Annotated in this window: 23 protein-coding genes; 10 read left to right on the top strand and 13 right to left on the bottom strand. The window is 72.6% G+C overall.

All coding sequences use genetic code 11. The features are described 5' to 3' along the window. Positions 1–63 precede the first annotated feature (63 nt). From LZ495_RS06090 to LZ495_RS06080, 3 genes are all read right to left on the bottom strand, one after another. Positions 64–1,953 carry a serine/threonine-protein kinase gene (locus LZ495_RS06090; protein ID WP_235050921.1) on the bottom strand — a complete coding sequence of 630 codons (1,890 nt, stop codon included), beginning with the start codon at positions 1,951–1,953 and terminating at the stop codon, positions 64–66. A 184-nt stretch (positions 1,954–2,137) separates the two neighbouring features. Next, complete coding sequence (locus tag LZ495_RS06085; RefSeq protein WP_235050920.1) at positions 2,138–4,690, bottom strand: FtsX-like permease family protein; 2,553 nt, start codon at positions 4,688–4,690, stop codon at positions 2,138–2,140. Positions 4,691–4,694: 4 nt separating this feature from the next. Continuing rightward, the gene (locus tag LZ495_RS06080) at positions 4,695–5,465 is read right to left on the bottom strand and encodes an ABC transporter ATP-binding protein (protein ID WP_235050919.1); all 771 of its coding nucleotides are present in this window, start codon (positions 5,463–5,465) and stop codon (positions 4,695–4,697) included. Between the two features lie 281 nt (positions 5,466–5,746). Between LZ495_RS06080 and LZ495_RS06075 the strand changes: the two genes are divergently transcribed. Then, positions 5,747–5,938: a ferredoxin gene (locus LZ495_RS06075; protein ID WP_235050918.1), complete on the top strand. Its 192-nt coding sequence runs from the start codon at positions 5,747–5,749 to the stop codon at positions 5,936–5,938. Positions 5,939–5,987: 49 nt separating this feature from the next. Here the strand turns inward: LZ495_RS06075 and LZ495_RS06070 are convergent, their stop codons facing one another. After that, positions 5,988–6,884, bottom strand: a complete 897-nt coding sequence (locus LZ495_RS06070) for an RDD family protein (protein WP_235050917.1) — start codon at positions 6,882–6,884, stop codon at positions 5,988–5,990. Between the two features lie 54 nt (positions 6,885–6,938). Further along, the gene (locus LZ495_RS06065) at positions 6,939–8,054 is read right to left on the bottom strand and encodes a S1C family serine protease (RefSeq protein ID WP_235050916.1); all 1,116 of its coding nucleotides are present in this window, start codon (positions 8,052–8,054) and stop codon (positions 6,939–6,941) included. A gap of 176 nt (positions 8,055–8,230) precedes the next feature. On the opposite strand from LZ495_RS06065, the gene LZ495_RS06060 reads away from it, so the two are divergent. Further along, complete coding sequence (locus tag LZ495_RS06060) at positions 8,231–8,677, top strand: nuclear transport factor 2 family protein (protein ID WP_235050915.1); 447 nt, start codon at positions 8,231–8,233, stop codon at positions 8,675–8,677. 108 nt (positions 8,678–8,785) lie between these two features. Here LZ495_RS06060 and LZ495_RS06055 read toward each other — a convergent pair whose 3' ends face one another. Further along, positions 8,786–9,946 (bottom strand): CapA family protein, encoded by a 1,161-nt coding sequence (locus LZ495_RS06055; protein ID WP_235050914.1) that lies wholly within the window; start codon positions 9,944–9,946, stop codon positions 8,786–8,788. A 112-nt stretch (positions 9,947–10,058) separates the two neighbouring features. Beyond that, a complete protein-coding gene (locus LZ495_RS06050) occupies positions 10,059–10,934 on the bottom strand; it encodes a carboxypeptidase regulatory-like domain-containing protein (RefSeq protein ID WP_235050913.1) in 876 nt (291 codons plus the stop codon). Between the two features lie 128 nt (positions 10,935–11,062). On the opposite strand from LZ495_RS06050, the gene LZ495_RS06045 reads away from it, so the two are divergent. Both LZ495_RS06045 and LZ495_RS06040 read left to right on the top strand, forming a co-directional pair. Then, positions 11,063–11,488: a nuclear transport factor 2 family protein gene (locus LZ495_RS06045; protein ID WP_235050912.1), complete on the top strand. Its 426-nt coding sequence runs from the start codon at positions 11,063–11,065 to the stop codon at positions 11,486–11,488. A gap of 163 nt (positions 11,489–11,651) precedes the next feature. After that, entirely contained in the window at positions 11,652–12,530 is an 879-nt protein-coding gene (locus LZ495_RS06040; protein ID WP_235050911.1) for an MOSC domain-containing protein, read from the top strand. A 169-nt stretch (positions 12,531–12,699) separates the two neighbouring features. On the opposite strand, the gene LZ495_RS06035 is transcribed toward LZ495_RS06040, so the two are convergent. Both LZ495_RS06035 and LZ495_RS06030 read right to left on the bottom strand, forming a co-directional pair. After that, positions 12,700–13,242 carry an SMI1/KNR4 family protein gene (locus tag LZ495_RS06035; protein WP_235050910.1) on the bottom strand — a complete coding sequence of 181 codons (543 nt, stop codon included), beginning with the start codon at positions 13,240–13,242 and terminating at the stop codon, positions 12,700–12,702. A 161-nt stretch (positions 13,243–13,403) separates the two neighbouring features. Continuing rightward, positions 13,404–14,627, bottom strand: a complete 1,224-nt coding sequence (locus tag LZ495_RS06030; protein WP_235050909.1) for an LLM class flavin-dependent oxidoreductase — start codon at positions 14,625–14,627, stop codon at positions 13,404–13,406. Positions 14,628–15,021: 394 nt separating this feature from the next. Here LZ495_RS06030 and LZ495_RS06025 point away from each other — a divergent pair, with 394 nt between their 5' ends. Then, complete coding sequence (locus tag LZ495_RS06025) at positions 15,022–15,570, top strand: YbaK/EbsC family protein (RefSeq protein WP_235050908.1); 549 nt, start codon at positions 15,022–15,024, stop codon at positions 15,568–15,570. Positions 15,571–15,627: 57 nt separating this feature from the next. Here LZ495_RS06025 and LZ495_RS06020 read toward each other — a convergent pair whose 3' ends face one another. Then, positions 15,628–16,158, bottom strand: a complete 531-nt coding sequence (locus tag LZ495_RS06020; RefSeq protein ID WP_235050907.1) for a DUF6817 domain-containing protein — start codon at positions 16,156–16,158, stop codon at positions 15,628–15,630. A gap of 181 nt (positions 16,159–16,339) precedes the next feature. Between LZ495_RS06020 and LZ495_RS06015 the strand changes: the two genes are divergently transcribed. Both LZ495_RS06015 and LZ495_RS06010 read left to right on the top strand, forming a co-directional pair. Beyond that, positions 16,340–17,221 (top strand): LysR family transcriptional regulator, encoded by an 882-nt coding sequence (locus LZ495_RS06015; RefSeq protein ID WP_235050906.1) that lies wholly within the window; start codon positions 16,340–16,342, stop codon positions 17,219–17,221. Further along, positions 17,218–17,709 carry a GNAT family N-acetyltransferase gene (locus LZ495_RS06010; protein WP_235050905.1) on the top strand — a complete coding sequence of 164 codons (492 nt, stop codon included), beginning with the start codon at positions 17,218–17,220 and terminating at the stop codon, positions 17,707–17,709. The genes LZ495_RS06015 and LZ495_RS06010 overlap by 4 nt, the downstream gene beginning before the upstream one ends. 183 nt (positions 17,710–17,892) lie before the next feature. On the opposite strand, the gene LZ495_RS06005 is transcribed toward LZ495_RS06010, so the two are convergent. Together LZ495_RS06005 and LZ495_RS06000 are read right to left on the bottom strand one after the other, a co-directional pair. Beyond that, positions 17,893–18,390, bottom strand: a complete 498-nt coding sequence (locus LZ495_RS06005; protein WP_235050904.1) for a nitroreductase/quinone reductase family protein — start codon at positions 18,388–18,390, stop codon at positions 17,893–17,895. Beyond that, positions 18,387–19,316, bottom strand: coding sequence for an aldo/keto reductase (locus tag LZ495_RS06000; RefSeq protein WP_235050903.1), 930 nt, complete (start codon positions 19,314–19,316; stop codon positions 18,387–18,389). The genes LZ495_RS06005 and LZ495_RS06000 overlap by 4 nt, the downstream gene beginning before the upstream one ends. Positions 19,317–19,375: 59 nt before the next feature. Here LZ495_RS06000 and LZ495_RS05995 point away from each other — a divergent pair, with 59 nt between their 5' ends. From LZ495_RS05995 to LZ495_RS05985, 3 genes are all read left to right on the top strand, one after another. After that, positions 19,376–19,744: a MerR family transcriptional regulator gene (locus tag LZ495_RS05995; RefSeq protein WP_235050902.1), complete on the top strand. Its 369-nt coding sequence runs from the start codon at positions 19,376–19,378 to the stop codon at positions 19,742–19,744. A 63-nt stretch (positions 19,745–19,807) separates the two neighbouring features. Further along, positions 19,808–20,965 carry an aminotransferase class I/II-fold pyridoxal phosphate-dependent enzyme gene (locus tag LZ495_RS05990; protein ID WP_235050901.1) on the top strand — a complete coding sequence of 386 codons (1,158 nt, stop codon included), beginning with the start codon at positions 19,808–19,810 and terminating at the stop codon, positions 20,963–20,965. Positions 20,966–21,055: 90 nt separating this feature from the next. After that, the gene (locus LZ495_RS05985; protein ID WP_235050900.1) at positions 21,056–21,460 is read left to right on the top strand and encodes a VOC family protein; all 405 of its coding nucleotides are present in this window, start codon (positions 21,056–21,058) and stop codon (positions 21,458–21,460) included. A 73-nt stretch (positions 21,461–21,533) separates the two neighbouring features. Here LZ495_RS05985 and LZ495_RS05980 read toward each other — a convergent pair whose 3' ends face one another. Further along, positions 21,534–22,427, bottom strand: coding sequence for a phosphorothioated DNA-binding restriction endonuclease (locus LZ495_RS05980; RefSeq protein WP_235050899.1), 894 nt, complete (start codon positions 22,425–22,427; stop codon positions 21,534–21,536). Positions 22,428–22,465 lie beyond the last annotated feature (38 nt).

Genomic DNA, 22,465 nt, shown 5'->3' with positions numbered 1-22,465 from the left:
CACAGCGGGCGGGCGGCCGCCCCCGCGCTCCCCGGCCGGGCGGCCCGGCCCCCCCGCGGCGCGTCAGGACTTGGGGGACTTGTAGCCCGCCCGGTCCATCCCGGCGATCAGCGCCTTGACCACCTGGTCGTAGCTCTTGGGCAGCCCGCCGGTGCTGAACGAGATCTTCGAGGTGGGCAGCCACCACACCTGCGGCTGCAGCTGGACGTCGTCCGGGCAGGACACCTGGTACTGCGCGTACTCGTAGCGCAGCGAGCCCAACTGCTCGAACTTCTTCCCGGACGTGGTCACGTACATCGGGGTCCCCCCGGCCGGGCACTGCTCGGCCGCACCGAGGGTCCATCCGGCGGGCTTGTCCAGCGCGATCACCCGGGACGCATCGTTGCCCACCCACACCCGCAGGCCGCCCTTGAGGCAGTCGGTGCGGGTGGCGACCGGCAGTTCGAGGGGCGCCACGCAGGCCGAGGCACCGCTCATCGGGCGGGCATCCCAGCCCGCCGGCACCTGGAACTTCACGCCCTGCAGGTTGAATGTGCCGGGCCCGGTGACGGTGCCCGGCGGCGGTGTGTCGGACGGCTTCGCGGCCGGTGCCACGGGGTCCTTCTTCTTCTTGCCGTCGCCGCCGGAGTTCGCCATCAGCACGGCCGCCGTGGCCACCACCGCGACGACGGCGGCGGCCGCGATCAGCGGCTTCAGCGGCAGTTTGCGCCGCGAACCGCCGCGGCGGCGGCCGGCCGGCGGCGCCTCGGCGAGGTCGGACAGCTGGTACGGGGCACTCGCGCCGCCCTCGGCGGGCGCCTCCGCGCTCGGCCCGCCCATCGGGTAGCCCGCGGTGCCGCCGTACCCGTCGGCGGCCTGCATGCCGGCGGCCTGCGGCGCGGGCGCGCGGCCGTCGTCGCGGAACAAGTTGTCCGCGAACATCCCGTCCCCGGCCACCCCGTGGCCCTGCGCCGGGTAGCCCGTCCCGGGCTGCGCCATCGGGGCGCCGTACGCGGCCTGCGGGGGCGGCGGGGCGTACTGCCCGCCCGCGGGTGCGCCGGCCTGCGGGTTCCAGTGCAGGTGGATCAGCGAGGTGGCGTCGGAGACGGGGTCCAGCTCGCCGGTCTGCGCAGCACCCAGCGTGCCGCGCCACGCATGGGTCACGTTGGCCAGCAGGTCGGGGGCGGCCGGGCGCCGCAGCGGGTCCTTGTCCGCGCTCCAGTCCACGATGCCGCGCAGCGCCTGCGGGACACCCGAGGTGTCGGCATGCTCCTGCAGCACGCGCATCGCCACGACTTCGGGGGCGCCGGTGCCGAACGGTATGACGCCGGTCGCGGCGTAGGCCACCATCATCGCCCAGGCATAGACGTCGGCGGCCGGCGTGCTGTTCTGGCCGCGGAAGCGCTCCGGGCTCATCCACGCGGGCGAGCCGATCATCATGCCGGTGCGGGTGAGCCCGCTGTCCTCCATGGACCGGGCGATGCCCAGGTCGAGGACGCGGGGCCCGGCCGGCGAGCAGACGACGTTCTGCGGCTTGAGGTCGCGGTGCACGATGCCGACCGCGTGCAGCGCCACGAGGGCTTCGGCGAGGCCGGCGGCCAGCGCGAACAACTCGTCGCCGCGCATCGGTCCCTGGCGCTCCACACGTTCCGCGAGCGTGGGGCCGGGCACGTACTCGCAGGCGAACCACGGCTGCACGGCGTCCACGTCGGCGTCCAGGACCGGCGTCGTGCAGGTGCCCTGCACCCGGCGCAGCAGGGCCACTTCGCGGGTGAACCGGGCCCGGAACTCGCGGTCGTCGGCGAATTGCGCGTGCACGATCTTGATGGCCACGCGCCGGTCGAAGTGGTCGACACCGGCGAACACCGTGCCCATGCCGCCGGATCCGAGGCGTCCGGTCAGCCGGTACGGCCCCACGCTCCGCGGATCCGCGTCTCCGAGCGGGCGTATGCCTGCACCGGCTTCGGCTGCCATTCCGCCTCGCACCTGGTCTCCCGGAGCCGGCCCCGAGCGCGCGCCTCCTCGTCCGGGCATCCTCTCACCCGCTGCCCCAGGCGATGACACGTCGTCAGCGGCCGGATGGTTCCCGGCCGCCGACGCCGCGTCAGGTCCGCCGCCGGACGCACCCGGCGGCGGACCCGTCCTCGAGCCCGCGGGACTAGTCGCGGGCGCCGATCGCCTCGACCGGATCGCGGCGCAGGGCCGAACGGGCCGCGAGGAGGCCGGAGCCGTAGATCAGCGCGACCGTCGCGGCGACCAGCGGGAGGTAGATCGCCGGCGGCATGGCGGGGTCGAACCTCCCGGTGATGCCGTTCGCGAACGCGCCGAGGGTGAGCCACGCGATGCCGGTCCCGATGCCGATGCCGACCGCGGCGGCCACCGCGAACTCGCGGCGCAGCATGGCGGTCACCTGGCGCCGCGTGGTGCCGGCCAGCCGCAGCACCGCGAACTCGCGGGCCCGGGAAGCGGTCGCCATCACGATGGTGTTGACGACGCCGAGCGCGGTGAACACCGCGATGGCACCGAGGATGAAGGCGTTGGCCCAGGCTCCCTCGTTGGCGTCGTCGGCCACCTCGTCCAGGTAGGCGGCCCGGTCCATGACGCGGCCCTCCTTGGCCAACTCGGCGGTCAGCGCTGCCCGGTCGGCGCCCGGCGCGGCGGTCACGAAGACCTTGTCGTACCCGGAGGCGGTGCTGTGCGCGGCCGCGACCTCCTGCGGCATCAGGTAGTCGCCGAACCCGAACGCATTGTCGTAGAGGGCCACGACGCGGGCCTCCATGGGCGTGCCGTCGCCGAGCCAGTAGCGGATCCGGTCGCCGACACCCTTGTCCTTGGCCTCCGCATGCCGGCTGCCGAGGGCGACGGTGTCCGGGCCGCGCAGGTCGGCGAGGTCCCCGGCGCGCACCCCGAGGTCCATGACCGCGGCGGTGTCCGGGCCGACGCCGCGGGCGTCGAGTTCGAGCGCGTCGGAAACCGAGCCGTCCATCACGGTGGTGGCCACGGTGCCGGCGGCGGCAGCGACCCCGGGCAGGGCCCGGATGCGGTCCACCGCATCCGGTGCGAGGCCTGCCCGGCCCGTGCCGTCCACGACGTAGGTCGCGCTGGTGCGGGCCTTGCTCTGCGCGATGGTCTCGTCCGCGACGGTGGTGCCGATGAACAGGACCGAGCAGGAGAACGCGATGGTCAGCGCGACCGGAACGGCGACCGCGGCGACCCGGCCCGGTTCGGCGGCGCCGTTGGCCCGGGCCAGTCGGCCGGCGGCGCCGCCGGCGGGGTTCACCAGGCGGCCGACGAGCGCCACGCCGACCCGGGCGATGGGCAGTCCGAGCAGCGCGACCGCGAGCATGAGCGTGAAGACGATGCCGATCGAGCTGCTCGCACCGTCGTCGCCGCCGAGGTTCATGGACACCGCGAGGAGCGCGGCGCCGCCGGCCAGGGTGAGGACGCCGAGCCCGTAGCGCAGCAGCGGGACCAGGATGCGGCGCTTGGCGGTCGCCCCGAACACCTCGGTGGGCCGCAGCTTGGCCGCCCGGGCGGCCGCCGCGAATGCGGCGATCTGGGTCACCAGCAAGGCACTTCCGGCCCCGACCACACCGGGCAGCCAGCTCTTGACGATCGTGAAGCCGGGCGGCAGCGCGTCCGCCTTGTCGAACAACTCGGCGAGCACGTGCGCGAATCCGTAGCCCAGCGGCACCGCGAGCGCGGCCGCGGCCAGGGCGACGAGCAGCGCCTCGGCGGCGATCATGCGGCGGACCTGGCCGGGCGTCGCACCGACCGCGCGCAGCAGGCCGATCTCGCGGGTGCGCTGCCGGATCGAGAAGCCGAAGGTGCCGGCCACCACGAAGATCGCGGTGAAGGCGGCGCTGCCGCCGAAGACCGCGACCACCGGAACGGTCGCCTCCTGGGCCGTGGTCGCCGCCGGGGCCTCCAGGCGGGCGAGCGAACCGCCGCTCAGCACCTGGGCCTTCGGCTGCCCGCGGGTAGGGTCGCCGAACTGCGGTCCGGCGTCGGCCAGAAGGGCCTTGACGGCGGCCCGGACCTGCTTGGCGTCCGCACCCGGGGCAAGCGTGATGCCGATGAAGTCGGCCCGGTCCGGGACCGCGCCGAGCTCGGCAGCCGTCTGGGGGGCCAGGAACACCGCGGTGGCGCCCCGCCCTTCGGCGATGCCGCTGACGGTGACGGACCGCGCGCCCTTGGGCGTGCCGATCTCCAGCTTCGTGCCGGGTCCGGCGCCGAGTGCGGCGGCGGTCGGGGCATCGAGCACGATCTGGCCGCCGGTCTGCGGGGCCGTGCCGGCCGTGAGCCGGTACGGGGTCAGCTGCGCGCTGTCCCAGCCGTGCGCCTCGGCGCCGAGGCCGCCGGGCAGCGCGACCGGGACGGTGCGGTCCGGCACCGCGGCCTGGACGCCGGGCACCGCGGCGATGCGGGCGGCAAGGCCGGCGGGCAGCCGCGGCGTCTGCTGGAGCTTGTCGCCTTCGGACTCGCCCTCACCGGAGCCCTTGCCCATCGCGGGAGTCCGTTCGAGCTTGTCGGACGCCGCGACCGCCAGGTCCGTACCGGAAAGGCGCTCAACGGGGGCGTGGGTGCGCAGGACGGACTCGAGCATCACGCCCGCGCCGGTGACGAGCACCGTGGCCAGCGCGACCGCGAGGAAGGCGCCCGCGAACCCAGCGAGCCGGGCGCGGAGCGTGCCGAAAGCGAGGCGGAGCATGCGGTCAGCCCTCCATGTGGATCATGCGGTCCGCGACGGCCTCGGCGCTGGGGTTCTCCAGCGTGTCGACGAGCCGGCCGTCGGCCAGGAACAGCACGCGGTCCGCGTAGGAGGCGGCCACCGGGTCGTGCGTGACCATCACGACGGTGTGCCCGAAGGTGTCCACGACCTCGCGCAGCAGGCCCAGGACCTCGCGTCCGGTCTTGGTGTCCAGGGCGCCGGTCGGCTCGTCCGCGAAAAGCACGTCGGGGCGGGTGACCAGGGCGCGGGCGATGGCGACGCGCTGCTGCTGGCCGCCGGAGAGCTGGGCGGGCCGGTGGCCGGCGCGCTGTGCGAGGCCGACGCGGCCGAGGACTTCGCGGACCCATTTCTTGTCGGGCCGGGTGCCGGCCAGCCGCAGCGGGAGCGTGACGTTCTGCTCGGCGGTCAGCGAGCCGACCAGGTTGAAGGCCTGGAAGACGAACCCCACGCGGGTCCGGCGCAATTCGGTCAGCTTGGTCTCGGACAGCCCGGCGATGTCGGTGCCGGCCAGGAAGACCTGACCGCCGGTGGGGCGGTCCAGCCCGGCCGCGCAGTGCAGGAAGGTGCTCTTGCCGGAGCCGGACGGGCCCATCACCGCGGTGAAGGACCCGGGGCGTATCGCGAGGTCGACGCCGCGCAGCGCGTGCACCGCCTCGTCGCCGCGGCCGTACACCTTGGTGACGCCGCGCAGGGCGATGGCCGCGGTGCCGGCACCCGCCGGGGCGTCGATGACGGCAGTGGCGTGCTTGCGCATATCCGGACCTCCGGTGACGCGTCCGGACCCTTCCGGACGATGTGCCACCAGCCTGTCCGCTGCAGGGGGCCCGGCTCGATCCGGCGGCCGCCCGGATTCCGGGTGGGGCTGTCCCCACCGTCCTGCTGCGGAGATCCCTCGGTCGGGCGAATCCGCCCGCCGGGCCCCGGGGAAGTCTGGCCTTACCGGCGAGGGTGCGTGATAGGCCTGCCAGAGCCGGTCGATTGCCGATCGGCTGCCGGTCGCCCGCCGATCGGCACCGCCGGGTCCGGGAGGTCCGCATGAAGGTCAACGTCGACTTCGACAAGTGCAAGAGCAACGCCCTGTGCATGGCCGAGGCGCCCGAGGTCTTCGAGGTGCGCGAGGACAACTTCCTCTACATCCTGCAGGACAACCCGGGCGAGGAACTGCGCACGCAGGTCGAGGAGGCCGCCCGGGTCTGCCCGACCCGGGCGATCACCATCGAGGGCTGAGCCTTCGCGGGTCGGCCCTCCGACCGGGCCCGCGGCGTCCGCGGCGGCGTCAGCGGTTCCGGCGCAGCCGGTCCCGCACGCTCTGCGCATTCTGCGCCGCGCCGGCACCGAACCGGGCGGCCTGACCGGGGAGCGCGGCGCCCGCCTGGCGCATCGCGCTGCCCGCGCCGCGCCCGAGTTCGGCGGCCCGGCCGAGCGGCTTGACGCTGACCACGACCGTCCCGCCGATCCGGTCGTGCCAGGTCCGGCGGCGCCGGCCGAGCACGCTGAGCGGGTCGAGGAAGCCGATCAGGCTGACGATCCCGCACACCGCGGCGAGCGTCCAGGCGCGCAGGATCAGCTCGTACCACATGAGCATCAGCGCGGCCCACGGCACGAACACCGCGATCAGCGTGCGGCGTCCGGCCCGGCCGAGGCCCAGGCGCGCCGGGCCGCCATTCTGCGGGACGGTCTTCATACCGAACATGATCTTGCCGAGGGTGCGGCCGTAGCGGGCGTGCATGAGCCAGTCGTAGACGGTCGGCAGCAGCAAGTGCGCGAGCACCAGCAGGAGCAGCAGCAGTTTGGTCTTGTCCCAGAGCCCGTCCACCGCCTCCAGCGGTGCGCGCTTGGCCTTGTCGCCGTCACCGGTCAGCAGCGCCCAGAACGTCTTCTTGAACGTGGTGTTCTGCAGGTCCGCGGCCTTGCCCTGCAGGTAGTGGTACGCCGCGAACCACAGCGGGACGACCAGCGCGGTCATCAGCAGGTAGTCGACGGTACGCGCCAGCAGCCGCAGGAACCGCGACGCCAACGGCAAGTCGGCGGGCGGCGGTTCGACCGGCGGCAGGCCGGGCGAGCCGGGCGGGCCGCTGTACGGCTGCATCGCCGGCGGCTGCCACTGGGCCGCCGGAGGTCCCTGCGGCGGCCAGGGCCCGGGGGTCTGGCCCGGTTGCTGAGGGAACGTCATGTACCGGACGTTCCCGCGTATTTGCCCGGGCCGTCAAGCGGACCTTCCCTCGTTTCAGGCCAGTTCGCCCAGGGTCACGTCGACGGTCGCGGTACTGCCGTCCGACCGGGTCACCGCGACCTTGGCCTGGTCGCCCGGCTTGAGTCCGGCGAGCACCTCGGAGAGCGCCGCCTGGCTCGTCGTCTCGGTGCCGTTCACTGATGTGATCACGTCGCCCGCCTTGATGCCGGCCTTGGCCGCGGCGCCGTTCGGGTCGACCTGCACGACGCCCACGCCGGCCGGTGCCCCCTGCCGGCCGACGACCGTGGTGGCGGTGATGCCGAGGGCGGCGCGGTCCGAGTCGGTGACCTTGCCGTCCTTGATCATCTGGTCCGCGAGGTTCTTGGCGGTGTCGGACGGGATGGCAAAGCCGATGCCCGGCGCCAGGCTGTCGGTCCCGGTCGCGGCGGCCAGCGTCGGGATGCCGACCACCTTCCCGGTCAGGTCGACCAGCGCGCCGCCGCTGTTCCCGGGGTTGATGGCCGCGGTGGTCTGGATCAGATTGGGGATGGTGGCGCCGGGCGTATTGCGGTCCCCGGCCTCGCTCTGGGTGCGGTTGAGCGCCGAGACGATGCCCTGGCTGACGCTCCCGGACAGGCCCAGCGGGTTGCCCATGGCCAGCACGATGGTGCCCACCTCGAGCGCCGCCGATTCGCCCCACTGCGCGGGCTTGAGGCCGTCCGGCGGGCTGTCCAGCTTGATCACCGCGACGTCGTTGGGCGGGTACGTGCCGACCAGCTTGGCGGTGAGCGGCTGGCTGCCGGTGGCGAGCGTGACCTGGAAGGCGGTGGCGCTGCCGACCACGTGCGCGTTGGTGACGATGTGGCCCTTGTCGTCGTAGACGACGCCGGAGCCCAGGCCGTCGGACGTGGTGATCTGCACGACGGACGGCAGCACGTCCCTGACCACCTTGCGGTACGCCGACTGCAGGTCGTCCGAGCCGCCCTCGGGCGCCGCGGCCGCCGACTCGCTCGCCGAGGCCCGGGCCGGCGCATTCTTGCCGCCGTCGTCCTTGCCGCCGCCGTCCGAGCACCCCGCGACGCCGGCGAACAGCGCCGCGGCGGCCAGGGCGAGTGCTCCCGCCCGGCGCCCGCGCCGCGCCGCCGCCGACCTGCCCACCGCTGAAGTCATCGCCGCTCCTCGCGCGCACCCGTCCGGGACCGCGGGCGGATGCCCGGAATGTCGCCTCGGGAAACGCCCGCCGCCCGCCGCCTCTTGCTTCCTGGGCCGAACCCGGGTGACATTGCCGTCGCGGCGGGCCGTACCGCGCCCGCCGGGATCATGGACCAGCGCAACCGGAGGCACCCATGCTGTCGCTGCAGGAGATCTCGGACCGCCTCGAGATCCAGGATCTGATGGTCCGCTACTCCCACGCCGTCGACACCCGCCAGTGGGACCTGCTGGACGACGTCTTCACCGCGGACGCGCACATCGACTACTCGGCGATGGGCGGGGCCACCGGCGACCTGGCCGCCACCAAGAAGTTCCTGGCCGACGTCATGCCGAACTTCCCGGCCTTCCAGCACCTGATCAGCAACTCGTCGATCACGGTGGACGGCGACACCGCGACCGGCCGCACGATGTGCCACAACCCGATGGTGCTGCCCGGCGACAACGGCGAGCAGAGCCTGATGATGTGCGGCCTGTGGTACCTCGACACGTTCGTGCGCGTGGACGGCGCCTGGCGCATCAAGACGCGCGTCGAGGAGAAGAGCTACATGTACATAGCCCCGGCCACGCCCGGCATGGGCTGACCGCAGCGCGCGGGACGGCACGGAGCGGGCGGGCCCACGGCCCGCCCGCTCCGGCGTGTCTGCTCCGATCGGTCTGCGCCGGCCCGTCCGCGCCGGTGCCGGCCCGTCCTACTTGGGCACCGCGGTCAGCCCGGTGCACGGCCGCAGCGAGTCGCGCCGGTCCGTGATGCGCTTGGCCTCGGCGCCCTTCTGCGGCACCGGCACCCCGCGGCCGTCGATCGAGGCCGGTGTGAAGGCCTCGCCGACCACCTTGCCCCCTTCGATCGTCAGCGTGGTCACGCCGGTGTCGTTGGAGTTCGGGTACGGCGACGTGCCGTACCAGAGGAAGTTCCCGAAGCCGTAGCCCACGTACGTGTCGCCGAGCATGCCCGCGCCCTGCATGACGTGCGCGTGCGTGCCGACCACCGCGGTCGCGCCGGCCGCGGACAACTTGCGGGCCAGCCCGGTCTGGTCGGGGGACGGGCACTTGTCGCCCTCGATGCCCCAGTGCATGTAGACCACGACGACGTCGGCCTGCGCCTTGGCGTCCTTGACCGCCTTGACCAGCCGGTCCGAGGTCAGCGCCGAGGCTATGCCGGGCTTGCCCGGGCCCGCCGCGTACTTCTGGTTGGTCAGGTCCTGCACCTGGCTGGCCGCCAGGAAGGCCACCTTGACGCCCTTCACCTCGGTCGTCCAGGGCCGGTACGCGGCTGCCGCATCGGCACCGAATCCGACCACCGGCACCGCGGGCTTGGCCACCGCGGCCAGCGAGTCCTGCAGGCCGACCGCGCCGTAGTCCACCGCATGGTTGTTGGCCATGCTGACCACGTCCACACCGGACTTCTGCAGCTCGCCGAGCGCCGACGCGGGCGCCCGGAAGTGGTACGTCTTCCCCTCCGGGGTGCCCCGCTCGGTGATGGCCGACTCGAAGTTGACCATCGCGAGGTCGGCCGCGGAGAGCGCGCTGCTGATCGGACCGAGCGCGGTCTCGGCACCGGCGTTCAGGCGCGCCGTGGTGCGGTCCGTGAAGTGCACGTCGCCGCCGAATGCGAGGGTGATCGCGCCCGGCTTGCCGCCCGGTGCCGTCGACCCCGCCGACGCACCGGGCGAAGGCGTGCCCGAAGAGCTGCCGGGCAGCGAGGGCAGCACCGCATCGGTCGCGGCCCCGCTCGCCACCGGGACGGTCTTGTCGCCGTCGTCCGAATCCCCGAGCAGCGAGCATCCGGACAGCACGGCCAGGGCGAGGACGCCGACGAGGGCCCGGACGGGGCGGGCAGGGGGAGTAAGCACCGGCACACGCTAACCCAGGATCCGGCGTGCGGTACGGGCCCGCCCCCTTTGTTCCGTCTGCCCCCCGACCTGCGGGATCCCCGCCCGGCCCCGCGCCGCGGGCCCCGCGGCCTCAGAACTGCAGTTCGAGCGAGACCATCTGGCGGTCGGTCAGCTCCGGCTTGAAGACCGTCGTCACCTCGGCCGCGAACGACCCGCCGCCGTTGCGGATCCGGACCTCCAGCGGCTGGGTGCGCCCGCCCGCGCCGTCCGCGAACTTCGCGGTGATCTTGTACTTGCCCACCGGGACGTCGCGCACCGCCCAGCCGTCGCCGGTGTTCTCCGGCTTCCGCTCGATGGTCTTCCCGGTGCTGCCGTCCACCAGCGGGCCGACCGGGGTGAGGGTCAGCCGCACGTTCGCGGAGTCGGCGTAGCTGTCGTCGACCGGGTTCGTCGGGCTCAGGTAGTAGACGACCGTGGCGCCGTGGAAGGAGTCCGGCATGTCGGCCCGCTCCCCCGTGAGCTGCCAGGTGAAGTCCCGCACCGCGCCGGTCTTGCCGACGAACGGCTCGGGGTCGGACGCCTGCAGCGCGAAGGTGTACTTGTTGTTCTCGTAGGTCTTCTTGAAGCTCGCGGTCACCGCATACGTCGCGGCGATCGGCGGCAGTTCCGCGCGGTACTCGCCGTTCGCGTCGGTGGTCAGCACCAGGTTGCTGTCGTACAGCAGCTGGTTGTCCACCACGACCTCCGCGCCCTTGATGGGCCGGCCCTGCGTGTCGACGACGCGGCCCTTCACCCAGCCGGCCTCGACCTTCCCGGACGGCTCCTGCGGCCCGCCCTTGGCGTCGCCGCCCGACCCGGCCGAAGCGGCCGCGGAGCCCGTTCCCGTGCTCCCCGCGCCGTCCTTGTCGTCCTCGAACGGACTGCATGCGCCCAGCGCACCGCCGAGTGCCAGTACCGCGACGGACGCGGCCAGCGCGCGGCGGAGCGGCCCTCTGAACCCGTACATGAGTCATCCCCCCGGATGCCTGATCGCCCGCGTCCGGCCGGTTCCCCCCACCCGGACGCGAAGCCCCTGTTTTCCCCACGACTGTATGCCTAAGCTCCGGAGCGATCCGCCCCGAGGAGGCCACAGGTATGTCCCGAAGCATCGACAACAAGAAGCTCGTGGAGCAGTTCTGGCAGGACCTGTACGACCGCGATTTCGACAAGGTGGGCGCGTACTTCGCGGAGGACGGCCACTACACCGACGTCCCGGCCCCCGGGGCGGGTGCCTACGGTCCCGCGCAGATAGCCGCCCGGCTGCGCCTCGGCCTGGAGATGCTCTCCGGCTACGAGCACCACCTCAAGCACATCGTCGCCGACGACACGGTCGTGGTCACCGAGCACGCCGAGAAGTGGTTCTGGGAGACCGGCGAGAGCGTGCTGCTGCCGTTCGTGTCCGTGCACGAGGTCGGCCCGGACGGCAAGCTCGTGCGCTGGCACGACTATTGGGACTTCAACACGCTGATGAACGCGGCCCCGGCGTGGTGGCTGGAGCACATCGCCAAGGGCTTCGCCTGATCCGCCGCCGCGGCCCCGGCACGCCGCCGGGCGCGGCGAACTCCGGTGCCCCGCCTGCCTCTACCGGCCGGCGGGGCACCGGAGTATCGTTTCGGCCCGCTCCCACCTCGACAATCGACCTGGCGCCGCGGTCCGTATCCGCGCGCCCGGCAAAGGGAGCCCTATGTCCGCCGAACTCCCGTACGTCTCCGCGATCTGGCGCTACCCGGTGAAGAGCATGGCCGGCGAATCCCTCGAACTCGCCCGGCTGGACGCCGACGGCATGCGCGGCGACCGCATCTGGGCGGTACGCGACGAGGAACTCGACGCGATCGCCGACGCGCGGCGCAATGCCCGGCTCCTGGGCCTCACCGCCCGGTACACGCGGCCCATCAGCGCCGCGGACCCGGTGCCCCCGGTGGAGATCACCCTCCCGGACGGCCGGACGTTCCGCTCCACCGACGCCGACGCCCACGAGCTCGCCGCCGAGATCCTCGGCCGCCCCGCCACGCTGCACGCCCGGCGGCCGGCCGGCGACCAGGCGTACTACCGCCGCCCGGCGCCCGAGGACGGCGACTGGCAGACCTGGCTGGAGCAGCTGTTCGGCGTGGAGACCGGCGCCGAACTTCCCGACCTCGGCGCCCTGCCGCCGGTGCTGTGGGAGAGCCAGACGCTGCCGGGCACGCACTTCGACGCGTTCCCGCTGATGGCGGTGACCGACCGCACGCTGGAATCGCTGCGCAAGCTGTCGCCGGGCAGCGACGCCGACGTGCGCCGCTTCCGGCCCAATCTGGTGATCTCGGTGCCGGAAGAGGTCGAGGGCGACTTCCCGGAGCTGGCGTGGGTGGGGCGCGAGGTGCAGATCGGCACCGCGGTGCTGCGCATCGAGTCGGCCTGCCCGCGCTGCGTCATGATCAGCCACCCGGTGCCGCTCGCGGACCTGCCCGCCGACCGGGCCCTGCTGCGCACCGTGCACGCCAAGACCGGGCACAACGTCGGGGTCTACGCCTCGGTGGTGCGGCCCGGTGTCCTCGGCCTGGACGATGCGGTGGCGGTGCGCTGACCTGCGGGGACGCCCGGAAACGTCGGTGGGCCCGACCGCACGCGGCCGGGCCCACCGGAAGTCTGGTCCTCCGGGCTCAGTCATGGATCCTACGCTTGAGCACGCCGAAGGCATTCATACCTTAGCACAATCACACGGTCAGCCTGCAAATCCATGGTCCGGGCCCGCGTCAGCCCCGGTTGACCGCCTCGTACACGCGGTCCGCGAGCTCCGGGTGCATGTCCAGGTAGCCCTCGTCGTCCACCTCGAAGGCGCCGGTCCGGTAGCTCTCCACGAAGGTGCGGAGCATCCGCTCCAGATCCCGGTAGTCGGTCTGCCCGTCGGCCCCGTCGACGTAGCTCCACACCTGCACGACGCCCTCGTCGGCGGTCCACGCGACCGCGTAGAAGTCCCCGGCCGGCGAGACCAGCAGCGGCAGCCACTCCTCGTCGCCGTCCGACTCGACCTCGACCTCGTCCCGGAACTCCAGCGCCTCGGCCAGGCTGATCAGCACGTAGCCGGGGATGAAGGAGGCCTCGTCGACCGTCTGGTCCTCCTCGGCCCGGGTGCCGTCCGCCCAGCCGAACCACGCGACCAGCTCGTCGGGCGCACCGGCGAGCCGGGTCCGCACCGACTCCGCCGAAATCCCGGGCTCGAACAGGCCCACGACCTTGCGGTCCAGTCTGTCCAGCTCGCGGCGGACGCCGTCGAGTCCCTCCGTGACCGTGGCCATGCGTTTCCTCCTGTACGAGTACGCGCGGTGCGCACCCGCGTACAGGATGTCGTACCCCACCCTCACGTTCGCAGGTGCACGCGCCGCGAAAATACCGAAGGGCCCGGCCGGGTGGCCGGGCCCTTCGGGCGCCTAGCTGGCGGTGCGGCTGCTGCGCAGCGTCACTTCTTGCCGTCGACGCCGATGATGGCGTTGGCGGGGAGGACGGTGTGCACCAGGTCCGGGTTCACCGGGCCGTTGAACGGCGGGAACTTCGGGCCGCCCGCGTTGCGGCGGTACACCGCGGTGGAGTGCTCCGGGTTCTTGTCGAACTCGGGGATGACCTTGTCGCCGAAGAGCTCGATCATCTCGAGGTTCTCCTCGTGCGACATGCCGTCGTTGATGCCGAAGACCAGCTGGTCGCAGCCGACCTCCTGGTAGGCGGCGATCTGCTCGCAGACCTCTTCCGGGGTGCCGCAGAGCATCAGGCCCGCGTCGATCGCGAAGTCCAGGAACTCCTCGCCGCCCGCGGACAGGTCGAACGGCGGCTCCGGCCAGGTGATGGCGTCGGCCGACTTCGGCATGGTGTCGTGGTACAGGTTCACCATGGTGACCAGGTAGCCGCGGCCCTTGCTGATGCCGATCTCGCGGGCGCGCTTGCGGTCGTTCAGGCAGATGACGCCGTTGGTCATCATGACGTTGTTGTTCTGGTAGTCGCCCAGGATCTCGACCGGGTTGGCGGCGGCTTCCTTGTAGGCCTCGATGCGGCCCTTCAGGTTGTAGATCGGCTCGAAGTTGAACGCGATCGCGCCGATGCCCAGCGAACCGGCCTTGGCGAAGGAGCCGGGGTTGCCGCACGCCATCCAGATCGGCGGGTGCGAGTGCCCGTACGGCTTCGGGAGGATGTTGTGCGGGGTGGGCACGGTGAAGTGCTCGCCGTGGAAGGAGTAGTCGTACTGCTCCCACATGCGCACGATCTCGGGCGCGACCTCGTCCCACTCGGCCTTGGTCGAGTTGGTGTCCATGATGTTGAAGGACGCGACCTCGTGGCTGCCGGCGCCGCGGCCGGTGCCCCACTCGAAGCGGCCCTCGGTGATGTGGTCCAGCATCGCCGCGCGCTCCGCGAAGCGGACCGGGTGCTCCTTGCGCGGCGACAGCGAGTTGATGCCGGTGCCCAGGTGGATGCGCTCGGTCTTCGCCGCCACGTAGCCCATCGCGACCTCGGGGGCCGACATGTGGCTGTACTCGGTCAGTGCGTGGTGCTCACCGAACCAGGCGTACTTCCAGTTGTGCTTGTCGGCCTTGATGGCCAGCTCCAGCTCGCGCTGCAGCATCAGGTGCTCGGAAGCGCGATCGTGCGCAGCCGGTCCCGGGATGTAACCGTTCAGGAAGATGCCGAACTCCACGTGGAGCCTCCCAAAGTGCCTGGTTCAACAATGTCGCGTCTGGCGGCTGCGCCCGTACAGCGGCAATGTACGCGCGGCCGTCGAAGACTTGGGGTGAGAGGTGTCTAACGTCACGTCAGAAACCGCTGCTGGCAAGGGGGTTCACATACGGCCCCCGACCTGCTAACTGTCTCTCCACGCGCTGGTAACAACACGGATTGTCACTGCCCTGCAAAGGCGACACGTGTAAGCCGCACACACGTAACGCCGATGTGATCGGCGTCGATCAGATTTGGCTATTTCGGCTCTGCATAGCGGGCAGGTCGGCCCGCTTCGGCACCCGAAAGCAGGCGTCGGCAGGCGCCCCGGCCTGCACCGGCGCCATCCGCCGCGGCGATCCGCTTGGATGGGCTCCATGGGAGAAAGCCTGGATCTGCAGCCCGCCCTCACCCGCCTCGACCTGCTCGCCGCCCCGGTCGCCGAGGCCCTCAAGGAATGGTCCGGATCGGTGCCGGTCGAGCAGATCGAGGCCGCCGAGATCGACCCCGACCTGGCCGACACCGCGGCCTTCTGCGCGCACTACGGCGTGACGCTGGAGGAGTCGGTGAACTGCGTGGTCGTCGCGGCGAAGCGCGGTGCCGAGGTCACGTACGCCGCCTGCATGGTCGCCGCGACCACCCGCGCCGACGTCAACGGCCTGGTCCGCAAGCACCTGGGGGCGCGCAAGGCCTCCTTCGCCCCGCTGGCGGAGGTCGCCGAGGCGTCCGGCATGGAGTACGGCGGCATCACCCCGATCGGGCTGCCGGCCGGCTGGCCGATCCTGGTCGACGCGGCCGCCGCCGCGCTGCCGAGCATCATCATCGGGTCCGGCAACCGCCGGTCGAAGCTGCGGCTGCCCGGCCGGGCACTGGCCGAGCTGCCCGGCGCCGAGGTGCTGGACGGGCTCGGCGTACCGCTGGGCTGAGTCCCGGGGCCCGCGGCCCGCCCGGGAAGGGGGCCGCGGGTGCCTCGGGGTGCGCGGTCAGCCGTACGCGCGCTCCACCTCGCCGCACGCCGCCGGGCTGAGCAGCGGCAGCCAGGGGGCGAAGAGCGCGTAGTAGCCCTCCGCCTCGATCTCGTCGAACAACGGGTTGACCGCCACGAAGTCCAGCTCGTTGGCCACCGTCAGCTCCGCGAACGCGCGCCGCAGCCGCAGCTCGGGCCGGTACCGCACGCCGCTGAACCGGTCCACGAACTCGCCCTGCTCGTCCGGCAGTCCGGGGTACGAGGCGCGGCGGTCGCAGCTGGCGTAGAAGTACACGAGCTCCTCGGCCTCGGCGCCGATGAGCGCGGCGAGTTCGGCACGGCGCTCCAGGCCGTACAGCGCGACCGCGAAGCCGTCGGTGCCGTAGAAGGCATGGCACAGCCCGGCCAGGCGGAGCGTGCGGTCCGCGCCCCACTCGGCGAGCCGGTCGTGCACGCGTACGAGGTGGTCGAAGAGGTTCCCGCCCGAGTGGGCGATGTCCTCGGCGCCGAGGTCGCGCAGCAATGTGACGGCATCCGCCGTGACCACTGGTTCACCGCCAATTCCGGGTCCGGGCACAGGACATGGGTGGGGTCGGCATCCGCCGCACGTCGTCGACAGACACGCGGCGGGTTGCCGCCCCTGGGCCCTGCATCCAGCGTCCCGCCCCGGCAACACCCAAGTCAATCCTAGGATTTACTCGGTGATCTCCAAGCAATAGCTTGGCCCCATGACCCTCGACGACCTGCGTACCTTCCTCGCGGCCTGCCGGCACGGCAACCTCAGCGCGGCGGCCCGCGAACTCGGCTGCACGCAGTCGGCGGTGAGCCAGCACATCAGGCGCCTGGAGCACGAGACCGGCCTCGACCTGCTGGAGCGCCGGCCGCGCGGCGTGGTCCCCACCGAGGCCGGCCGAATCCTCCGCACCGCCGCCGCGGACAGCCTCGCGGGCCTGGACCTGGCGCTGCGGCGGCTCGCCGACCTGCGCGACGGGCACGGCGGCACGGTCCGCATCGCGACCGGCGCCACCACCGTGCGGCACTTCATGACCGACGCCATCGTGGCGTTCCGGCGCCGCAACCCGCACACCTCGCTGGAGTTCCAGACCGAGAGTTCGAGCCGCACCTGCCTGGAAGCGGTCGCGGCCGGCCGCGCCGACCTGGCCTGGATCACCGTCGGCGAGCCGGTCCGCGGCGTCGAGCAGCGGCCCGTCGCGGCACTCCCCTGGATGCTCGCGGTACGGCACGACGACCCGCTGGCCGCCCGCACCTCGCTGGACCTCGCCGACCTGGCCGGCATCCACCACATCCGCCTGCCCGAGACGTCCACCTCCCGGGTGCGGCTCGACTCGCACCTTGAGGCCCGGGCCATCCGGCCGCCGGCCACCACCGGCGTCGCCGACTGGGACACCGCGATGCTCCTCGCCGAGCTCGGCCTCGGCCACGCGGTGGTGCCCGACCTGCCCAACCTGGCCCGCACCCCGGACGGCCCGCTGCGGCTCATACCGATCCGCGGCCTGCCGCCGCTGACCGTGGGCTGGGCCGCCCGGCAGTGGCAGGCGCTGGCCCCGGCGGCCCGCGAGTTCGCCGACTTCGTAGAGTCGTCGGCATGACCACGTCGCCCACGCTCACCGTCACCGAGGACCTGGACTCCGCTCCGGACCTGCTGTTCGCGTACTACAACGCGACGGCAACCGAGATGGGCTACCCCACGTGGGCGACGCCGGCCGAGCTGCCCGACTACTTCCGCACCGACTACGACGACCCGGCCGCGTACTACGGCGCGCCCGGCGGCTACCTCGTCGCCCGGCTCGGCGGCCGCGCGGTGGGCGGCGTCGGCTTCCACTTCTTCGGCCCAGACGTCGAGGTCAAGCGCCTGTACGTGGCGCCGGAAGCACGCGGGGCCCGGGTCGCCCGGACTCTCATGGACGCCCTCCACGAGCGCGCCCGTGCGGCCGGCGCCCCGCGCTGCCTCCTGGACGTGCTGCCCGAGCGCACCGCCGCGATCGCGCTGTACGAGGCGCTCGGCTACCGCCGGATCCCCCCGTACCGCGACGACCACGGCCCGATCCCGCTGGTCTGCTTCGGCTACGACCTCTGACCTGCCGCGGCACCCGGCCGCGGGGGCCCGCCGGCCCCCCCGCCCCGGCGCGGCCCCCCGGCCCCGGCGCCGCCGGCCCCCCGCGCCCGCGCACGCCGCGGGCCCGCCGCGCCGGTCGGCGCGAACGGGCCCTCGGCGTCCGGTCCGTCCGGACGCACCGGACACCCGCGGCTCACGGGCGGCTCACCGGCGGCGCAAGGCGACCACCGGAATCGTCCGGGAGGTCCGCCCCCGGAAGTGCGCGAAGTTCGGGTCCACCGCGATCTGCCGCGTCCACAGCTCGTCGTGCTCGCGCTCGTCGACCAGTTCGGCGCGCGCCGCGTACCGCTCGGCGCCGACCTCCACCACGACCTCCGGATCCCGGCTGATGTTGTGGAACCACCCGGGCGCGGTAGGCGAACCGCCGTTCGACGCGAAAACCACCAGCCGGTCCCCGTCCGCCAGGTAGACCGCGGGCGTGGTGCGGGCCACCCCGCTGCGCGCCCCGGTCGTGGTCAGCAGCAGCAGCGGAAGGCCTGCCAGCGGGCCGCCCACCGCACCGCCGTTCGCCCGGAACTCCGCGATCACCTGCCGGTTGAAGGGATTCGCGTTGCTCTCCGGAGCGCCGACCACGGCGTCCACCTCCGCTGCCTCCAACGCCACTGCGCCCACCGCCACTGCCTGCTCCGCCACCGTGCTCATGCCGCCACCCCGTCCGCCGCCTCGTCCTGCCCCAATGCCGACAGCGCTGCGAACTGCTCGTCGCTCAGCGCCAGTTCAAGTGCCGCCAGGTTCTCCTTCAGATGCGCCGCGGAGGACGTTCCCGGGATCGGCACGATCGTGTCCGACCGGCGCAGCAGCCACGCAAGCGCGGTCTGCGCGGGCGTCGCCCCGATCTGCCGGGCGACCTCCGCCACCGGTCCGTCCGGCCCCGCATGCGCACCCATCGCGATCGGGAAGAACGGCACGAACGCAATGCCGTGCTCCGCCGCATAGTCCACGACCGCCTCGTGGCCGCGCGTGGCCAGGTTGTAGAGGTTCTGCACCGCGGCGATCGGCGCCGTCTCGCGGGCCTCCCGCACCTGGTCCACCGTCACCTCGGACAGCCCGATGTGCCGGACCTTGCCCTCCTCCTGCAGCCGGCGCAGCGTGCCCACCTGCTCGGCGATCGGATACGCCGGGTCGAGCCGGTGCAGGTAGAGCAGGTCGAGCCGGTCCACCTTGAGCCGCCGCAGCGCGAGTTCGGCCTGCTGGCGCAGGTACGCCGGATGCCCGAGCGGCACCCACTCGTCCGGGGCCGGCCGCAGCACGCCGATCTTGGTGGCGACCGCGACGCCCTCCGCGTACGGGTGCAGCGCCTCGGCGACCAGTTCCTCGTTGGCGCCGAGCGCGTAGGCATCGGCGGTGTCGATCAGGTTCACCCCCGCCTCGACCGCCGCGCGCAGCACGTCCAGGGCCGCGGCACGGTCCGCCGGTGGCCGCCATATCGCCGCGGCGGCGGGATCCGCAGGCCGCTCCGGGCCATCGGCAAGGCGCATCGCGCCGTAGCCGATGCGCGTGACGTTCAGATCGCCACCGAGGGCGAAGGCGGACGGGGGAACAAGGCCGGTGTTCTTCGAGTTCGTCATGACCGCAACGCTATTTTCTGACACCGATGTGAGATTCAAGGGGATGTGAGGGGCCTCACATGAAGATCGGCGACCTGGCCCGGGAGACCGGCGTCAGCCCCCGGCTGCTCCGCTACTACGAAGAGCAGGGCCTGATCACCGCGCAGCGCGCGGCGAGCGGCCACCGCCGCTACACCCAGGACACCGTGGAAGCGGTCGCCCGCATCCGCATGCTCCTCGGCGCCGGCCTGCCGACCAGCGTGATCGCCGGACTCATGGACTGCTTCACCGGCGGCACCGAACTGGAGGCGTGCGCCGAACAGCACCTGCGCGCACACCTGGACGGCATCGAGAGCCGCATCGCGCAACTCCAGGAGACCCGCTCCGCCCTCACCGCCCTCATCGGCACGACCGCCGCCCCCGCACCCCGGCAACTCGCCGCCGCCTGAGCCCGTACCCCCGCGGCGGACCGCCCGCACGGCGTTCGCCCCCGCCCTGAAGGACTGCTGCCGGTGCCCCCGCTCCCCGACTTCCGCCTCGAAACCTACTTCTCCCGCTGGGAGTTCACCGCGCGGTACCACCTCACCGCGTCCGACGCGCAGACCATGGCGATGTCCGAACTCCTCGCGCTCGCCGACGCCGAGGACCGCACCGCATGGGACGGCCTCACCCTCGGCTACACCGAGACGTACGGCGACCCCGGCCTCCGCGCCGCGATCGCCGGCACGTACGCCGGCACCGTCACCGCTGACGACATCCTGTGCTTCGCGGGCGCCGAGGAAGCCATCTACCTCGCCATGCAGGTACTCCTCGGCCCCGGCGACCACGCGGTGGTCACCGTCCCCAACTACCAGTCCGCCGAGACGGTCCCCCTGGCGCTCTGCGAGGTCACCGGCGTCCCCCTCGACCCGGACGACAACTGGTCCCTCGACCTGGACCGCGTGATCGCCGCCCTCCGCCCCAATACCCGGGTCGTCTCCGTCAACTTCCCCAACAACCCCACCGGCAAGGTCGTCTCCGCCGAGACCTTCCGCGAACTCGTGCGCATCTGCGACGAGCGCGGCATCCACCTCTTCAGCGACGAGGTCTACCGGGGCCTCGAACGCGACCCCGCACGCACCCTCCCCCAGGCCGCCGAGCTCTCCGAGCGCGCCCTGTCCCTCAACGTCGTCTCCAAGTCCCTCGGCCTGCCCGGCCTGCGCGTCGGCTGGATCGCCTGCCGCGACCGCGCACTGCTCTCCCACCTCGAACGGGCCAAGCACTACACGTCCATCTGCAATGCCGCCCCCAGCGAGATCCTGGCGCGCATCGCGGTCAAGGCCCGCGAGACGATCCTGGCCCGCAACCGCGGCATCATCGCCGCCAACATCCCCCGCTTCGACGCCTTCTTCGCGGCGTACCCCGGCCTCTTCACCTGGCAGGCCCCGGACGGCGGCTGCGTGGCCTACCCCCGCTACCTCGGCACCGACGGCGTGGACGCCTTCTGCCACGCGCTCGTCGAGGAAGCCGGCGTCCTCCTCCTGCCCGCCGGCCTCTACCGCTCCGAACTCCTGGACGCCCCGGCCGACCGCTTCCGCCTCGGCGTCGGCCGCGCCGACCCGCAGCCCGCCCTGGACACCTTCGCCGCCTGGCTCGACGACCGAGGAGACAAGTTCACCCCGGCCCGATGATTCGGACCGCCCGATCCGGTCTACCTATGGGAGAGCGCTTCCAGCCCGTCCGCTCCCGGACGAGGCCGCCCACCCCCGCAGGAGACCGCCATGCCCCAGCAGATCTTCGTCAATCTCCCCGTCAAGGACCTCGACAAGTCCACGGCCTTCTACACCGCCCTCGGCTACACCGTGAACCCGCAGTTCACCGACGAGAACGCCGCCTGCGTGGTGATCAGCGACACCATCTTCGTCATGCTGATCACCGAGGCTTTCTTCGGCAACTTCACGAAGAAGCCCATCGCCGACGCCACCTCCGTCACCGAGGCCATCAACTGCCTGAGCGTCGAAAGCCGCGAGGACGCCGACCGCATCGCCGAACTCGCCTTCGCCAACGGCGGCGCCAAGACCAACGACCCCATGGACCAGGGCCCCATGTACGGCCGCTCCTTCCAGGACCCCGACGGCCACCAGTGGGAACTCATGTACATGGACCCCGCCGCCTTCGAGTCCTGACCGGCCCCGAGGAGAAGCCGCCCGCCCCGACGCGGGCGGCCTCCCGGGATCCCGGCTCCCCCGGGCCCCGGCGCTACGCCGCGACAGCGGGACGCGAAGGCCCGTGGAAAACCTGAGCGGTATGCCAGGCCCGGTGCGCCGCCGCTATCGCCGGCATCCCCGGCTGGGGACCGAGCAACGGGCGCCCGGCAAGCACGAGCACCTGCTCGCGCGCGGCCGCACTGTGCCCGACGAACCGCTGGGTGACCATCACGCGGCCCTCGTCGCTGACCCCGAGGACACCCTTGTCGAAAAGCTTGTGATGCAGCGAACACAAGCACAGGGCGTTCTCCACCTCGTCCGGTCCCCCGAGCGCCCACCAGAACACGTGCGCAGCTTCCAGCCCCACCGGAATCGTGCCGATCCGCCCGTCGTACCCGCAGAACGCGCACCGGTATTCGTAGGCGGTCAGCACCAGTTCACGCAGCGCCTGATTCCGCGACCTCCGCCCCGGGACCACCGGCAGCGTCTCGGCGTACTCGAGTTCCAGCCCCGCGGCCTCGCACAACTCCTGGTGCAGCGAAGGCGGAAAGTGCAGATCGAGCAGCGTCCGCGCCAACCGTCCCAGCAGCGACGGATCACGCCGCAGCGCCGCCCGCAGCTCCGGAGCCAGCCGCCCGGCGGCCCCCGACTCCCGCAGCTCCCGCACCCCGCTCCCCGGACTCCCCGCCCCGCGGCGCGTCCGCACCTCCCACACCCCGTCGCTCACCAAGTGGTGGAACGGATACGCCGGCGTGGTCCGATTCCCCGGCCCGTACTCCGCGAGCAACCGCTTGAGATCTTCCTCGACAGCGCTGAAAGCCAGTTCCTGCTCGGCATCTTGCTGGTAGCGCCCGAGGGCATAGAGAAAAAGAAGCGGCTTGTGAGGGGCGCGGACACCGTTGCTCGTCCACTGCCGCAGAGACGCAGCCCGCGCCGGCCAATCCATGCCGAGGATCCTAAGCGCCCGCGCACACCCGAAGGTGG

It is taken from the genome of Yinghuangia soli (assembly GCF_021502675.1).
GTDB lineage: Bacteria > Actinomycetota > Actinomycetes > Streptomycetales > Streptomycetaceae > Yinghuangia > Yinghuangia soli.
This window is presented reverse-complemented; position numbering and strand designations above follow the sequence as displayed.

Coding starts and splice junctions, on each gene's coding strand:
- LZ495_RS06090 (WP_235050921.1), bottom strand. CDS start 1,953: ATGGCAGCCGAAGCCGGTGCAGGCATACGCCCGCTCGGAGACGCGGAT.
- LZ495_RS06085 (WP_235050920.1), bottom strand. CDS start 4,690: ATGCTCCGCCTCGCTTTCGGCACGCTCCGCGCCCGGCTCGCTGGGTTC.
- LZ495_RS06080 (WP_235050919.1), bottom strand. CDS start 5,465: ATGCGCAAGCACGCCACTGCCGTCATCGACGCCCCGGCGGGTGCCGGC.
- LZ495_RS06075 (WP_235050918.1), top strand. CDS start 5,747: ATGAAGGTCAACGTCGACTTCGACAAGTGCAAGAGCAACGCCCTGTGC.
- LZ495_RS06070 (WP_235050917.1), bottom strand. CDS start 6,884: ATGACGTTCCCTCAGCAACCGGGCCAGACCCCCGGGCCCTGGCCGCCG.
- LZ495_RS06065 (WP_235050916.1), bottom strand. CDS start 8,054: ATGACTTCAGCGGTGGGCAGGTCGGCGGCGGCGCGGCGCGGGCGCCGG.
- LZ495_RS06060 (WP_235050915.1), top strand. CDS start 8,231: ATGCTGTCGCTGCAGGAGATCTCGGACCGCCTCGAGATCCAGGATCTG.
- LZ495_RS06050 (WP_235050913.1), bottom strand. CDS start 10,934: ATGTACGGGTTCAGAGGGCCGCTCCGCCGCGCGCTGGCCGCGTCCGTC.
- LZ495_RS06045 (WP_235050912.1), top strand. CDS start 11,063: ATGTCCCGAAGCATCGACAACAAGAAGCTCGTGGAGCAGTTCTGGCAG.
- LZ495_RS06040 (WP_235050911.1), top strand. CDS start 11,652: ATGTCCGCCGAACTCCCGTACGTCTCCGCGATCTGGCGCTACCCGGTG.
- LZ495_RS06035 (WP_235050910.1), bottom strand. CDS start 13,242: ATGGCCACGGTCACGGAGGGACTCGACGGCGTCCGCCGCGAGCTGGAC.
- LZ495_RS06025 (WP_235050908.1), top strand. CDS start 15,022: ATGGGAGAAAGCCTGGATCTGCAGCCCGCCCTCACCCGCCTCGACCTG.
- LZ495_RS06015 (WP_235050906.1), top strand. CDS start 16,340: ATGACCCTCGACGACCTGCGTACCTTCCTCGCGGCCTGCCGGCACGGC.
- LZ495_RS06010 (WP_235050905.1), top strand. CDS start 17,218: ATGACCACGTCGCCCACGCTCACCGTCACCGAGGACCTGGACTCCGCT.
- LZ495_RS06005 (WP_235050904.1), bottom strand. CDS start 18,390: ATGAGCACGGTGGCGGAGCAGGCAGTGGCGGTGGGCGCAGTGGCGTTG.
- LZ495_RS06000 (WP_235050903.1), bottom strand. CDS start 19,316: ATGACGAACTCGAAGAACACCGGCCTTGTTCCCCCGTCCGCCTTCGCC.
- LZ495_RS05995 (WP_235050902.1), top strand. CDS start 19,376: ATGAAGATCGGCGACCTGGCCCGGGAGACCGGCGTCAGCCCCCGGCTG.
- LZ495_RS05985 (WP_235050900.1), top strand. CDS start 21,056: ATGCCCCAGCAGATCTTCGTCAATCTCCCCGTCAAGGACCTCGACAAG.
- LZ495_RS05980 (WP_235050899.1), bottom strand. CDS start 22,427: ATGGATTGGCCGGCGCGGGCTGCGTCTCTGCGGCAGTGGACGAGCAAC.